This is a genomic window from Stenotrophomonas sp. GD03930 (genome assembly GCF_029839665.1).
In the GTDB taxonomy this organism is placed as follows: Bacteria; Pseudomonadota; Gammaproteobacteria; order Xanthomonadales; family Xanthomonadaceae; genus Stenotrophomonas; species Stenotrophomonas forensis.
Genome location: NZ_JAOCAV010000001.1, coordinates 1,263,417 through 1,276,869, shown reverse-complemented (window position 1 = coordinate 1,276,869; position 13,453 = coordinate 1,263,417). Strand labels below are relative to the sequence as shown.

At 67.9% G+C, this 13,453-nt stretch carries 15 protein-coding genes; 8 read left to right on the top strand and 7 right to left on the bottom strand.

Going from position 1 to position 13,453, the window contains the following annotated elements; translation table 11 throughout:
* The first annotated feature begins 157 nt into the window (after positions 1-157).
* From N5C18_RS05790 to N5C18_RS05775, 4 genes are read left to right on the top strand one after another with little or no spacing between them, the layout of a single operon-like run.
* Positions 158-697 carry a tail fiber protein gene (locus N5C18_RS05790; RefSeq protein ID WP_053508172.1) on the top strand — a complete coding sequence of 180 codons (540 nt, stop codon included), beginning with the start codon at positions 158-160 and terminating at the stop codon, positions 695-697.
* A gap of 54 nt (positions 698-751) precedes the next feature.
* On the top strand, positions 752-1,282 hold the full coding sequence (locus N5C18_RS05785) for a tail fiber protein (RefSeq protein WP_164240914.1): 531 nt from the start codon (positions 752-754) through the stop codon (positions 1,280-1,282).
* A gap of 31 nt (positions 1,283-1,313) precedes the next feature.
* Complete coding sequence (locus N5C18_RS05780; RefSeq protein ID WP_006478789.1) at positions 1,314-1,847, top strand: tail fiber protein; 534 nt, start codon at positions 1,314-1,316, stop codon at positions 1,845-1,847.
* Positions 1,844-2,395: a GNAT family N-acetyltransferase gene (locus N5C18_RS05775; protein ID WP_164240915.1), complete on the top strand. Its 552-nt coding sequence runs from the start codon at positions 1,844-1,846 to the stop codon at positions 2,393-2,395. The genes N5C18_RS05780 and N5C18_RS05775 overlap by 4 nt, the downstream gene beginning before the upstream one ends.
* Before the next feature lie 16 nt (positions 2,396-2,411).
* Here the strand turns inward: N5C18_RS05775 and N5C18_RS05770 are convergent, their stop codons facing one another.
* From N5C18_RS05770 to rmuC, 4 genes are all read right to left on the bottom strand, one after another.
* The gene (locus tag N5C18_RS05770; RefSeq protein ID WP_006478849.1) at positions 2,412-2,702 is read right to left on the bottom strand and encodes a hypothetical protein; all 291 of its coding nucleotides are present in this window, start codon (positions 2,700-2,702) and stop codon (positions 2,412-2,414) included.
* Between the two features lie 147 nt (positions 2,703-2,849).
* Positions 2,850-3,395 (bottom strand): glutathione peroxidase, encoded by a 546-nt coding sequence (locus tag N5C18_RS05765; protein ID WP_279944031.1) that lies wholly within the window; start codon positions 3,393-3,395, stop codon positions 2,850-2,852.
* Between the two features lie 86 nt (positions 3,396-3,481).
* Positions 3,482-3,880 (bottom strand): hypothetical protein, encoded by a 399-nt coding sequence (locus N5C18_RS05760; RefSeq protein ID WP_053508167.1) that lies wholly within the window; start codon positions 3,878-3,880, stop codon positions 3,482-3,484.
* A 71-nt stretch (positions 3,881-3,951) separates the two neighbouring features.
* Positions 3,952-5,508: a DNA recombination protein RmuC gene (gene rmuC / locus N5C18_RS05755; RefSeq protein WP_279934984.1), complete on the bottom strand. Its 1,557-nt coding sequence runs from the start codon at positions 5,506-5,508 to the stop codon at positions 3,952-3,954.
* A 45-nt stretch (positions 5,509-5,553) separates the two neighbouring features.
* On the opposite strand from rmuC, the gene N5C18_RS05750 reads away from it, so the two are divergent.
* A complete protein-coding gene (locus tag N5C18_RS05750) occupies positions 5,554-6,159 on the top strand; it encodes a glutathione S-transferase N-terminal domain-containing protein (protein WP_053508163.1) in 606 nt (201 codons plus the stop codon).
* A 40-nt stretch (positions 6,160-6,199) separates the two neighbouring features.
* Here the strand turns inward: N5C18_RS05750 and N5C18_RS05745 are convergent, their stop codons facing one another.
* The gene (locus N5C18_RS05745) at positions 6,200-7,207 is read right to left on the bottom strand and encodes a zinc-binding alcohol dehydrogenase family protein (RefSeq protein WP_279944030.1); all 1,008 of its coding nucleotides are present in this window, start codon (positions 7,205-7,207) and stop codon (positions 6,200-6,202) included.
* 91 nt (positions 7,208-7,298) lie between these two features.
* Between N5C18_RS05745 and N5C18_RS05740 the strand changes: the two genes are divergently transcribed.
* The 3 genes from N5C18_RS05740 (at position 7,299) to N5C18_RS05730 (ending at position 10,588) form a co-directional block, all read left to right on the top strand.
* Positions 7,299-8,270, top strand: a complete 972-nt coding sequence (locus N5C18_RS05740; protein WP_080374989.1) for a LysR family transcriptional regulator — start codon at positions 7,299-7,301, stop codon at positions 8,268-8,270.
* 15 nt (positions 8,271-8,285) lie between these two features.
* A complete protein-coding gene (leuE, locus tag N5C18_RS05735) occupies positions 8,286-8,915 on the top strand; it encodes a leucine efflux protein LeuE (RefSeq protein ID WP_005411716.1) in 630 nt (209 codons plus the stop codon).
* Positions 8,916-9,160: 245 nt separating this feature from the next.
* Complete coding sequence (locus N5C18_RS05730) at positions 9,161-10,588, top strand: amino acid permease (protein ID WP_053451211.1); 1,428 nt, start codon at positions 9,161-9,163, stop codon at positions 10,586-10,588.
* A 93-nt stretch (positions 10,589-10,681) separates the two neighbouring features.
* Here N5C18_RS05730 and N5C18_RS05725 read toward each other — a convergent pair whose 3' ends face one another.
* The gene (locus N5C18_RS05725; RefSeq protein WP_053508146.1) at positions 10,682-11,920 is read right to left on the bottom strand and encodes a dipeptidase; all 1,239 of its coding nucleotides are present in this window, start codon (positions 11,918-11,920) and stop codon (positions 10,682-10,684) included.
* 158 nt (positions 11,921-12,078) lie between these two features.
* Positions 12,079-13,248: a class I SAM-dependent rRNA methyltransferase gene (locus tag N5C18_RS05720; RefSeq protein ID WP_049457813.1), complete on the bottom strand. Its 1,170-nt coding sequence runs from the start codon at positions 13,246-13,248 to the stop codon at positions 12,079-12,081.
* Between the last annotated feature and the right edge of the window lie 205 nt (positions 13,249-13,453).

Sequence of the window (13,453 nt, the reverse complement as noted above, 5' to 3'; positions counted from 1 at the left end):
CGCCCCTCCGTGGCGCCATTGGAACAGAGTCCCCGACCAGAAGATAGGGTCTGGCGATGCGCCGGCAGGGGCAGGGACTTGTACACAACCTGAATGGCCTTCAGAGTACGCGGGCGCCAGTCCGGCGCCCCGCGCTCAGCATCCAAGGGGGATTTCGATGAGCGATGTCTATCTCGGCCAGATCATCATGGCCGGTTTTCCTTTTGCACCCAGGGGCTTCGCCTTGTGCGACGGCCAGTTGATGCCGGTCCAGACCAACCAGGCCCTGTTCGCTCTGCTGGGGGTCCAGTATGGCGGTGATGGCCGCACCACCTTCGCCTTGCCCGACCTGCGCGGCCGCGTGCCGGTATCGGCCGGCATCTCGGTGGACTCCGCCTGGCAGCCGCCGGCGCAGCCGGTAGGCACAGCCGCCGGCGCCGAGTCGATCACCCTGCTGGTCGGCAACATCCCGCCGCATACGCACGGGGTGCTGGGCGTGACCAGCGCCGGCACCGTGCGCAACCCCACCGGTGCCACCTTCGCCGGCACCGCCAGCAACCCGAAGATGTATGCCACCCAAGCCAGCCCGGCCGTGCCGCAGGCCGGCGGGTCGGTGGGCGTGTCCGGCAGCAACCAGGCACACGCGAACATGCAGCCCTTCGGAGTCATCAACTTCTTCATCTGCATCCAGGGCGGACTGTACCCGCCGCGCGACTGATCGCGCCGGCACCAACGCACTCCGTTCCGCCCTACTTTCCAGGAGCACGCACAGATGAGTACGCCTTTTGTCGGCGAGATCCGCATGTTCGGATTCAGCCGCCTGCCGGTTGGCTGGTTTCCCTGCGACGGCCGCCTTGTGCCGGTCGCCGGGCAGGAAGCCCTGTTTACTCTGATCGGTACCACCTACGGCGGGGATGGCCAGAACACCTTCGGCCTGCCCGACCTGCGTGGTCGCCTGCCCGTTCACCAGGGCCAGGGATTGGGATTGACCCAGCGCGTGATCGGTCAATCCGGCGGCACCGAATCGGTAACCCTGACCCTGCCGCAGCTGCCAGCGCACAACCACCCACTGAACCTCACCAGCGCCGCCGCCACGGCGGACGTACCTTCGGCTACCGCCGTCCCGGGCTCGGCCAGCGGCGAACCCTACTACGTCACCGACACCAACGGCGCCACCGCAATGGTGCTGGATTCGGCTGCAGTCTCCGCCACCGGCAGCAGCCTGCCGCACGAGAACTGCATGCCGACCCTGACCGTTCAGTACTGCATCGCCTGGTCGGGCATTTTCCCGTCACGCGGCTGACCTTCCTTTCGCAACCGGCGGAGACCCGATCATGACCGACCCCTTCTACGGCGAAATCCAGATGTTCGCCTTCAACTACAGTCCGGCAGACTGGGCGTTCTGCAACGGAGCACTGATTCCCATCCGGCAGAACCCTGCGCTGTACTCGCTGCTGGGCACCCAGTATGGCGGCGATGGCGTAAACACGTTCCAGTTGCCGAACCTGGTCGCGCGCGGCGCCACCCACCAGGGCGCGGGGCCCGGCCTGACCCCGCGCGTCGCTGGCGAAACCTTCGGCCAGGCTGCGGTCTCGCTCACCACGGCCATGCTGCCGGCACACCGCCACGACCTGGTGGCCTACGCCCAGCCCGCCGCCAAGCGCACCGCCACGCCCGTTGCCAACGGTGCGCTGTCGATGCCCGGATCAAACGCGATCAAGCCTTTCAGCGCAGAGCCACCGGCCACGCCGATGTCACCGACCCTGCTCGGCCCTGCCGGCGGCGGGCAGCCGCATGAGAACCGGCAACCGTATCTGGCGGTGAACTTCTGCATCGCCCTGCACGGCAACTTCCCGCAGTTCGAATGATCCCGGTGCGGGCATTGGCGCCGTTCCCGACGGAACGGCTCCGCCCATGCGTCGAAGCACCCACGCCAGCGGCATGGCGCTGGCGTGCGCTCGGCGATGCCGACCTGCCGTGGTTGCAGGCGCTGTATGCCAGCACCCGCCAGGAGGAACTGCAGGCTGTGCCATGGCCGGACCTGGCCAAGCAGCAGTTCCTGGCGCAGCAGTTCGCGGCCCAGCACCAGCACTATCTGCAGCACCACCCGCAGGCGCACTACCTCGCGGTCGAGAAGGACGAGCAGGCGATCGGTCGGGTCTACCTGGACCCGACCGGCGCCGATGATCTGCTGATCGACATCAGCCTGCTGCCGCACTGCCAGGGCAACGGACTCGGCAGCGCGATGATCCGTTGCCTGCAGCAGGCATCGGCGGCACGCCGGCGCGCGCTGTGCCTGCACGTGCAGATTCACAACCCCGGGGCACGCCGGCTTTACGAGCGCCTGGGATTCATCGCAAGTGATGCGTCAGGCAGCAGCCTTCATGTTGCGATGCGCTGGAATCCGTTGGCGTAGCCGGCCCACGCCGGCATCAGGTGAACACGGCCTGGTAGAGGAAGCCTGCGCGCTCCTGAGCGATCGGCACCAGGAAAATGCCGACCTCGCCCACCCGTGCGTGCCGCATGGGAAAGGTCTGCTGCGGGAACAGGATGGGCGCGGCGTTGCGGAACAGAAGTGAGAACGGTGCTCGTGGTGCGTCGGCGCGCGCCCCCGGCAGCGCACGCGCCTCGACCAGCACGAAATCAACCCGCATGCCATCCAGATCGGCGGCGAAGGTTTCATCCACGCAGCCGGCAAAGTGTTCAAGCGTAAGCAGATCCAAGCCGCGTCCCCTGTCGGCATGCCGCGAGCAGCGCGGCGGTGACATCCTCGCCGCTGCGTAGTGCCCGCGCAAGCGGAAGTGCAGGCGCGATACGCGCCTGCAGGCGTTTCTTTCCGGTGGGTGCCAACCTTGGTTGGCACGCTTTCCTCAAGCCGCCAGCGCCGCCTCGATGGCCTCGCGCATCCGCGCATCGTCGGCAGCCACGTCCGGGGCGAAGCGCGCGATCACCTTGCCGTCGCGGCCGACCAGGAACTTCTCGAAGTTCCACAGCACCGCCGGTGCCGGATGGATCGGGATTTCCTTGCTGGCCAGGCGCTCGCGCAACGGGCCTTCACCGATCGACTGCGGCTGCGCGGCGGTCAGCTGCTGGTACAGCGGGTGGGTGTCCTCACCGGCCACGCTGATCTTGGAGAACATCGGGAAGCTGACATCGTAGGTGAGCTGGCAGAACTGCTGGATCTCGGCATCGCTGCCCGGTTCCTGGCCGAGGAAGTTGTTGGCGGGGAAGCCCAGCACTTCCAGGCCCTGCGCGTGCTTTTCCGCATACAGCGCCTGCAGGCCTTCGTACTGCGGGGTCAGGCCGCACTTGGAGGCGACGTTGACCAGCAGCAGCACCTTGCCCCGGTAGTCGGCAAGCGAGGACGGCTGGCCGTCGATGGTGGTGAGGGAAATGTCCTGGATCGAAGTGCTCACGCGGGGGCTCCGGCTACAGCGGGGAATGGCCCACCAGCATAGCGCCGCACGATGCCGGTAGTGCCGGCCGCTGGCCGGCAGTTCCGTCAGTCCACGCAGATCGTGCCCTGCGCCTTGCCGTCCTCTATTCGCTGGCGGCAACCAAAGTTCTGGCTGGCATCACGCTGGCAGGTACCGGTGGTGGTGCTGCCAGCGGCCACCTCACCCCCGGCCAGGCACTGGCCGGTGCAGTCGCTCTTGCCGCTGCAGGCCTTGCCGGCATCGGCATAGGGAATCACGCACTGCTCGCGCTGCAGGCGGCCCAGCCGCTGCAGGGTGCCGCCGGCGGCCTGGCAGTCGACGTCGCGTGCTTCGCGGTAGGCCTCGGTGGCTTCGGGCGTGGCGGCCACGCCGGCCTGCCCCGCCGTGGCCACGGCCGGTGGCGCGCTGCTGCAGGCGGCAAGCAGCACGGTCAGGACAAGACTGGTATAGAAGCGCAGGCGCATGGCGATACCTGATCGAAACGGACAGGCCGCCAGCATACGCATCGACGATGCAGGCGGCGTGTCAGTGCGGCTCAGGCCTCCTCGCCGTCGCTGCCCTCGTCCTCGGCCTCTCCCGTGGCGTCCCCCTCGGCCAGGTCGCCCAGCAGCGACTGCGCCTGTTCGGCAGCCAGCGATTCCACGCCGCGCAGGCGGCGCTCGATGGTGCGCGTCTTGCGGCTGGCCTCGCCGATGCTGCGGCCGACGGTGGTGATCTGCTTTTCGGCCTTCTCGAGGATGCCGGCGAACTTGCCGAACTCGCTCTTCACCGCGCCCAGCAGGCTCCACACCTCGCTGGAGCGCTGTTCGATGGCCAGCGTGCGGAAACCCATCTGCAGGCTGTTGAGCAGCGCGGTGACCGTGGTCGGCCCGGCCACCACCACGCGATGCTCGCGCTGCAGCAGGTCGACCAGGCCTGGGCGCCGGATCACCTCGGCATACAAGCCTTCGGTGGGAAGGAACATCACTGCGAAGTCGGTGGTGTGCGGCGGCGCGATGTATTTGTCGCAGATCGACTTGGCCTGCACGCGTACCGCGCGCTCAAGCTGGATGCCCTGCAGCCGCACGCCCTCGGCATCGCCCTGCTCCTGCGCATCGAGCAGGCGTTCGTAGTCCTCGCGCGGGAACTTGGAGTCGATCGGCAGCCACACCGGCGTGTCGTCGCTGCTGCGCCCCGGCAGGCGCACCGCGATGTCGACCATTTCACCGCTGTCCGGACGCACTTTCACCGCACGCGCGTACTGCTCCTGGGTCAGGGTCTGCTCGAGGATGTTCTCCAGCTGCACTTCGCCCCAGCTGCCGCGGTTCTTGACGTTGGTGAGCACGCGCTTGAGGTCGCCCACGCCGGTGGCCAGCTGCTGCATCTCGCCAAGACCACGCTGCACCTGCTCAAGGCGCTCGGAGACCAGCTTGAAGGAATTGCCCAGCCGCGTTTCCAGCGTCGACTGCAGCTTCTCATCGACGGTGTGGCGCATCTGCTCCAGCTTCTGCGCGTTGTCGTTCTGCAGCGCGCGCAGCTGTTCTTCCAGCGTGGTGCGCATCTCGGCGATGCGCTGCTCGTTGCGCTGGGTCAGTTCCTGCAGGCGCAGGCCCAGGCTCTCGGTCAGGCGCTGCTGCGACTGCGCGCCTTCCTCGCGGCCCTTGCGCGCGTCGTCCACCAGGGTCTGGCGCAGTGCACCGAGCTGGGTATCGGTGCGCGCGGTGAGCTCCTGCAACTGCTGGCCGAAGGCGTGGATGCGTGCCTCCTGCTGCTGGCCAAAGGTTTCCAGCTGGCCGCGCAGTTCCTGCAGGCGCTGCCCCATCAGCGCCGCGCCACGCTGCTGGCTGTCGGCGGCCTCGGCACGCGCCTTGCGGGCGTCTTCGCCGAGCGCTTCGCGCAGCAGGTCCAGGCGCTGGTCGGTGCGGGTCGACAGGTCGGTCAGCGCGCGGGCGAAGCCATCGAGCTGCTCGCGCAGTTCGCTGCGCCCGGAGCGGGCCTCCTCGCGTACCGCCTGTTCCAGGCGGTCGTGCGGTGGGCGGCGCAGCAGGGCGACCAGCTGCAGGATGAGCACGGCCAATAGAAGGCCGCCGATGAGCAGATATTCGGTTTGCATGGGCCAAGTGTAGGCTGGCCGAGTCTCAGCCGCTGCGTCAGGACCATGCTCGCTCTGTACGGAAAGCCCACCTCGATCAATGTCCGCAAGGTGCTGTGGCTGTGCGCCGGGCTCGACCTGCCGCTGCACCACGAACCGGCGCCGCCGCCGGACCTGCTGGCCACGCTGAACCCCAACCGGCAGGTACCGGTACTGCGCGACGGCGGCTTCGTGCTGTGGGAGTCCAACAGCATCTGCCGTTACCTGGCCACACGCGCCGGGCGCGACGACCTGCTGCCCGCCACCACTCAGGCGCGGGCCCGCGTCGAGCAGTGGATGGACTGGCAGGCCAGCGACCTCAACAGCGCCTGGCGCCACGTGTTCATGGCCCGGGTGCGGCAACACCCGGACTACCCGGATGATGCCCGCGCCGAGGCCAGCCTGGTGCAGTGGAATCGATTGATGGGCGTGCTTGATGCGCAGCTCGCCGCTACGGACAGCTACGTGGCGGGCAACACCTTCACCCTCGCCGATGTCGTGCTGGGCCTGTCGACCCAGCGCTGGCGCAGCACGCCCGGCAGCACGCCTGCGCTGCCGAACGTGGGGGCCTGGTTCGAACGCCTGCGCCAGCAACCCGGTTTTGCCGAACACGTCGACAACGGCGTGGCCTGAGGCAGGGATCTGACCCCAAGGGCGCGGGAACGACCCGGCCTTACCAGCCTTCCAGCACGATCTTGCCCTTGGCGCGATGGCTCTCCAGCAGCGCATGCGCGCGCCGCAGGTTGGCCGCGTCGATGCGCCCGAAGTGCTCGCCCAGCGTGGTCTGCAACACGCCGGCGTCGATCAGCTCGGCCACCCGGTTCAACAGGTCGTGCTGGCGCTGCATGTCCGCGGTCTTGTACAGCGGGCGGGTGAACATCGATTCCCAGTGCAGCGACAACGCCTTGCGCTTGAGTGCCATCACATCGACCTGGCCGGGATCATCGATCAGCCCCAGCTGGCCCTGCGGCGCCAGCAGCTCGACGATCTGCGCGTAGTGCTGATCGGAGTGGGTCAGGCTGGCCACGTGATGTACCTCGCTGATGCCCAGCCGCGCCAGGCCCTCGGCCAGCGGCAGGCTGTGGTCGATTACATGGTGCGCCCCCATCGCATACACCCAGTCCTGGGTATCCGGGCGCGAGGCGGTGCCGATCACCGTCAGCTTGGTCAGCTTCCGCGCCAGCTGCACCAGGATCGATCCGACGCCACCGGCAGCGCCGATCACCAGCAGGGTCTGGCCTTCGCCGCCGCCCTCGGCGATGCGCAGGCGGTCGAACAGCAGTTCCCAGGCGGTGATCGCGGTCAACGGCAGCGCCGCGGCGGCGGCATCGTCGAGACTGGCCGGCTTGCGGCCGACGCTGCGCTCGTCCACCAGCTGGTACTCCGCATTGCTGCCGGGGCGGTCGATCACGCCGGCGTAGTAGACCGCATCGCCAGGCTGGAACAGGGTCACCTCGCTGCCCACCGCGTCGACGATGCCGACCGCATCCCAACCGAGCACGCGCGGGCCATCGGTGGCCACGCCGCGGCGCACCTTGGTGTCGACCGGATTGACCGCCACCGCGCGCACGGCGACGCGCAGGTCACGCGGGCCGGGCTGCGGCAGCTCCAGTTCGATATCGATCAGGGCCTGGGCATCATTGATCGGCAGGCCGGCTTGGGTGTAGGCAATGGCGCGCATGGCAGCGGTCCAGTGGGGAAGGAGGCGACAGGTTGCGCCGCGCGCGCTCCCACAGAAAGGCGCAGAATCGGGCAGCACTTTCACTCCGGCAATGAAAATGATCCGTTTCGACGACCTGCAGTTGTTCGTCCGCACGGCTGCGCTGGGCAGCTTCTCGCAGGCCGCGCGCGAGGCCGATCTGCTGCCCGGCCAGGTCGCGGCCGCCGTGGCGCGGCTGGAGCGCGAGCTGGACCTGCGCCTGTTCGTGCGCACCACCCGCAGCCTGCGCCTGACCGGCGAGGGTGCGCTGTACCTGCCGTATGCGCAGGAGGTGCTGGCCACCCTGCGCGAGGGCCAGGCGCGTGTGCAGGGCGAGGACACCGAGCTGCACGGCACCCTGCAGCTGTCGGCGCCGTCGGACTTCGGCCGCAACCTGCTGCTGCCCTGGCTGAGCGCCTTCCGCGCCGCGCATCCGCGGCTGCGGCTGCACCTGCGCCTGTCCGACGAAGTCGCTGATGTGTTCCGCGATCCCGTCGACGTAGCGATCCGCATCGGCCACTTCGACGACGCCAGCTACGTCGCGCTGCCCCTGCTGGAAGGCAACCGGCGTGTGCTCGCGGCCTCGCCCGACTACCTGCAGCGGCGCGGCACACCCGGCCGTCTGGAGGACCTGCGTGAGCATGATTGCCTGGTCTACCAGCTCAGTGGCCGCGCCTACGATCGCTGGTCATTCGACGTCGAAGGGCGCCGCAGCGTGATTCCGGTGCGCGGTCCGCTGGTCTGCGACGACGCCGATGTGGTGCGGCGCTGGGCCGTGGCCGGCGAAGGCATCACCTACAAATCCTGGCTGGACCTGCGCGAGGATGTGCAGGCCGGGCGTCTGCAGCTGCTGCTCGACGGCGTTGGCAGCAGCATTCCGCTGCAGCTGGTGTGCCCGCATCGCAAGCAGTTCTCGCCGGCGGTGCGGCAGCTGCACGCGCAGCTGCGCCAGCACCTGCAACCGCTGCTGTCTGGCATGCCCGGCGGCCCCGCCAGCCCTCTGTCGCCAAGCGCGGCGCTGGCCGACAATGGCGGCCCCCCGTAACAAGAGGACACCGCCATGCCGTGGATGGGCATCCAGGACCTGTGGACGTTTCTGGTCGCCGTGCTGGTGTTCCTCGCCCTGCCCGGCCCCGGTACCTTCACCCTGCTGACCGCCACCGGCCGTGGCGGCGTGCGTGGCGGCTACACCGCATTGGCCGGCCTGCTGGTCGGCGACCAGATCCTGATGTGGCTGGCCCTGGCCGGCGTGGCCGCACTGCTGAAGGCCAATCCGCTGGTGTTCCATGCCGTGCAGTACCTCGGTGCGGCCTACCTGGTGTGGGTCGGCATCAGCCTGCTGCGAACCCCGAAGCACGAAGGGGGGGACGCCGGGCCGATCCGCATGCAGCCGGGCCGCTACTTCCAGCAGGCCATCCTGGTCAGCCTGCTCAATCCGAAGGCGATCCTGTTCTACATGGCGTTCCTGCCGCTGTTCATCGACCCGAAGGCGCACCAGGGCATCGCCACCTTCGCGGCACTGGCCGGCATCATCCTGGTGGTCAGCATCGCCTACTGCTCGATGCTGATCGGCGTGGGCAACCTGGCCCGTCGCCGCCTGATCCAGCACCCGCGGATCAGCGATGCACTGCGCCGCGTGGCCGGCCTGTTCCTGGTGGGGTTCGGTATCCGCCTGGGGCTGAATGGTTGAACCGGCCGACCCGTTGACCCCACTGCGCTGGACGCCCGCCCGCTGAATCGGCTCTGCCGACCGGAGGGCCCTCGGACGAATTCGATTTTTGCCCGCAATTGTGCTGATTTCGTCACTTCAGCTGATGGCGAGCCACCATCGCTGACGCATTCAACACATGCACGACCCCCGTCAGTGGTAATGCTGCGCTGCGTTCGGTCACACTCGGGAACTTGTCGTTCTTAGTCACCCCTTCCGAGGCCTGCATGTCCCTGTTCCGGCGCAAGTCCCTAGATTCCGTCACCGTCCACGAAGCCGGCAGGCGTCTGATCCCCACGCTCAGCTGGCCACACCTGATCGCGCTGGGCATCGGCGCCATCGTCGGTACCGGCATCTACACGCTGATCGGCGTCGGCGCCAACCTGGCCGGCCCGGCCGTGCTGATCTCCTTCGCCATCGCTGGCGCGGTCTGCGCCTGCGCGGCGCTGTCCTACGCCGAGCTGTCGACGATGATGCCGGCCGCCGGCAGCGCCTACACCTACAGCTACAGTGCGCTGGGCGAGGTGTTCGCCTGGGTGGTGGGCTGGAGCCTGATCCTGGAGTACTCGCTGGTGGTGAGTACGGTGGCAGTGGGCTGGTCCGGCTACTTCGTCGGCTTCCTGGAATGGGTGCACACCCAGTTCGGCTGGAACGTACACCTGCCGGCCTGGCTTGCCGCCGGCCCGCACGTGGAAGGCGGCATGATCAACCTGCCGGCGATCGTCATCACCTGGCTGGTGGCCGGCATGCTGATGGCCGGCACCAAGGAGAGCGCCACCCTCAACGCCATCCTGGTGGTGTTCAAGCTGATCGCGCTGGCCATCTTCGTCGCCGTCGCCCTGCCCGCCTTCGACAGCGCCAACCTGCAGCCGTTCATGCCCTACGGCTTCGCCAAGTCGATCGGCCCCGATGGCGTCGAGCACGGCGTGATGGCAGCGGCGGCAATCATCTTCTTCGCCTTCTACGGCTTCGATGCGATCTCCACCGCCGCCGAGGAAACCAAGAACCCGGGCCGCGACCTGTCGATCGGCATCATCGGTTCGATGATCGGCTGCACCATCGTCTACGTGCTGGTGGCGCTGGCGGCAGTCGGTGCGATGAGCTACGCGGTGTTCGGCCACAGCGCCGAGCCGCTGGCCCTGATCATGCGCCAGCTGGGCCACCCGACCGCAGCGATGGTGATCGGCGTGATCGCGATCATCGCCCTGCCGACCGTGCTGCTGGCCTTCCTGTACGGCCAGAGCCGCATCTTCTTCGTGATGAGCCGCGATGGCCTGCTGCCGCGCGGGCTGTCCAAGGTCAACGCCCGTACTGGCACGCCGGTGGCGACCACGCTGTTCACCGCGGTGGTGGTGTCGGCGCTGGCCGGTGTGGCGCGCCTGGACGAGATCGCCGCGCTGGCCAACGCCGGTACCCTGGCCGCGTTCACCGCGGTGGGCATCTGCTTGGTGGTGCTGCGCCTGCGCGAACCGAACCGCGAGCGCACCTTCCGCACCCCGCTGGCCTTCGTGGTCGGCCCGCTGGCGGCGCTGGGCTGCATCTACCTGTTCATCAGCCTGCCGCACCGCACCCAGCTGTACTTCCTGCTGTGGAACGTGGCCGGCCTGGTGCTGTACTTCCTGTACAGCCGTCGCCATGCGCTGATCGCGAAATAAATGGATCACCGGTAGTGCCGGCCGATGGCCGGCAACCCGGAGCCTGTTGATACGGGCAATGCCGGCCAGCGGCCGGCACTACCGCAGGGCGCTTCACCCGCCCTGTTTTGCCGCGTAATCCTGCGCCTGGCGCATCACCCGCAGCAGGTTGCCGCCCCAGATGCCGGCAATCTGCTGCTCGGTGTAGCCCTTGCGCAGCAGCCAGGCGGTGATCTTCGGCAGCTGGCTGACATCGGGCAGGTCGCTCAGGCCGCCGCCGCCATCCCAGTCCAGGCCGATCCCCACATGCTCGGGGCCGACCACCTTGAGGATGTGCTCGAAGTGGGCGAAGAAATCGTCCAGGCTGGCATGGCGCACCGGATGCTCGTGGTCCAGTTCCTGCTCGGCCTTCAGCAGGGCGACACCCTGCTCGATGCCCATTCCTTCCCAGCCACCCAGCTGCTTGCTCAGCGCTTCTTCGGCCTGCTTGCGCTCCGGTGTCTTGGCGGTGTCGATCAGGTATCCGCCGTAGGCATTCACCTGGATCACGCCGCCCGCCTTGGCCAGCTTGCGCAGGCGTGCGTCATCGAGGTTGCGCGGGTGGTCGTAGACCGCCTTGGCCGAGCTGTGCGACAGCACGAAGGGCACCGGCATCATCGCCAGCAGGTCGTCGAACACCGCGTCGGAGGCATGCGACTGGTCGATCACGATCCCCAGCTTCACCGCCTGCCGCACCAGCTCCTTGCCGGCCGGGCTCAGGCCTTTCCACTCCGCGCCCTTGGGGTCGGTGGCCGAATCGGCGAACTCGTTGTTGGCAAAGTGCACGGTGCTGAGCAGGCGCAGGCCGGCGCGGTGATAGAACGACAGCAGGCTGGGATCGGCCACCAGCGGGCTGGCGTTTTCCATGCTGATGTAGACCACGCGCTTGCCGGCGGCCTTGATCCGCGCGGCATCATCGGCGGTCAGCGCCAGCGCGAAGCGCTCGGGATTGGCCGCCAGCATCTCGCGGATTTCCAGCAACCGCTGCAGGCCATGGTCACGCTCGGCCAGGTGGGCCGCTGCGCTGCGGTCGCCCTGGTCGGTGTAGATCGCCCAGAAGCCGCCGTCCAACGCGCCTTCGACCATGCGCGGGTAGTCCACCTGCGAAAGCGCATTGCGGTCGTGGCGCTGCTCGATGTCGAAGCCGCTGCGACCGAAGTTGGCCGGCGTATCCAGATGGCTGTCGAGGGTGACCAAGCGCTGTTGCAGCGCCTTGGCACGGGCCAGCTCCTGCGCGCTGAACTCAACGGCGTGGGCGGACAGCGGCGCGCACAGCGCCAGCGAGACCAGCAAAGACAGACTGCGCAACGTCATGACGCTTCACCTCGATGGGAAGCGTCAGACCATAGCGCCGAGATGACAACAAACGGTAGTGCCGGCCGCTGGCCGGCTCTCAGCGAGAGTCGGAGACCAGGATGAGCCGGCCAGCGGCCGGCACTACCCGATGCCGAACGTAGCCGGGATCCTGCGAATCAATCCACCACGCGGCAGAACACCGCCTTCAGGTAGCGCGATTCCTGCACATGGGCCATGAACGGATGGTCCGGACCGGCGCCGGCCACCTTCAGGATCTGGATCGTGCGGCCGGAGAAATACGCCGCGCGGCGCAGCATGTCGAGGAACTGGTCCTCGGCCACCAGGCCGGTGCAGGAGAACGTGGCGAACAGGCCACCGGGCTTGACCACGCCCAGCGCCAGCTTGTTCATGTCCAGGTACTTCTTCAGCGCGGTGATCACCTGGTCGCGGTCGCGGGTCATCTTCGCCGGGTCCAGGATCACCACGTCGTACTGCTCGCCGCGGTTGGCGGCATCACGCAGCCACGGGAAGATGTCGGACTGGATGAACTTCGGGCGCACGTTGTTCAGGCGCGAATTGCCCTTGGCGATCTGGATGACGTCTTCATCGATGTCGATGCCGACCACTTCAGAAGCGCCGCGCGCGGCCGCGTACACCGCGAAACCGCCGGTGTTGCAGCACAGGTCGAGCACGCTCTTGCCTTCCACCTGCTGGCTCAGCCACTCGCGGTTCTCGCGCTGGTCGGCGAAGAAGCCGGTCTTGTGGGCACCGGCCGGGTCGGCGCGGAACTTGATGCCGTACTCGGTGATCACCGCTGCTTCGGTGGTGGTATTGCCGTGGAAGTCGAAGCTTTCCTGCTTCTGCACGTGCTCGTCGGCGAAGCTGTGGAAGCGGCAGCCCGGGAACTGCTCGCGCAGCGCGTCGTAGATCCACTCGCGGTGGCGGAACATGCCGGCGGCGAAGAATTCGACCACCACCAGGTCGCCATAGCGGTCGACCACCAGGCCGGACAGGCCGTCGCCTTCGCTGTGCACCACGCGCCAGGCGTCGGACACCGCATCGAGCTTCAGCACCTCACGGCGCAGCGACACCGCCTGGGCGATCTTGCGCGAGAACCAGCCGGCATCGACCGGCACGTTCGGGTCGGTTTCAAGGATGCGCACGGCAATGCGCGAATGCCCGTTGTAGAACCCCCGGCCAATGAACTCGCCATCGATGCCGACCACGTCGACGATGGAGCCGGGCTTGGGCCGGACGGTCGGCTTCTCGACCAGTTTCTGGAAGATCCACGGGTGGCTGGAACGCCACGCGTTCTTGAGGCGGACAATCGGAAGGGGGGTATTCATCCGCCCATTGTAGCCGGGGGGCGGCGGGGGCCGGAAATCCAGCACGGGCGCGGCAATTGACGGCGGCCCGGGCAGACGGCAGAATCGGCGCCAGAAGGGGAGTAGCTCCCAGACGTTGTCGCCGTCAATTCGAGCCCGCAGGCTCCGGTGCAACGGCAGTTCCAGCCATTGGAACTGCGAGCGAGACCTTCGCCGTACTGGCGAA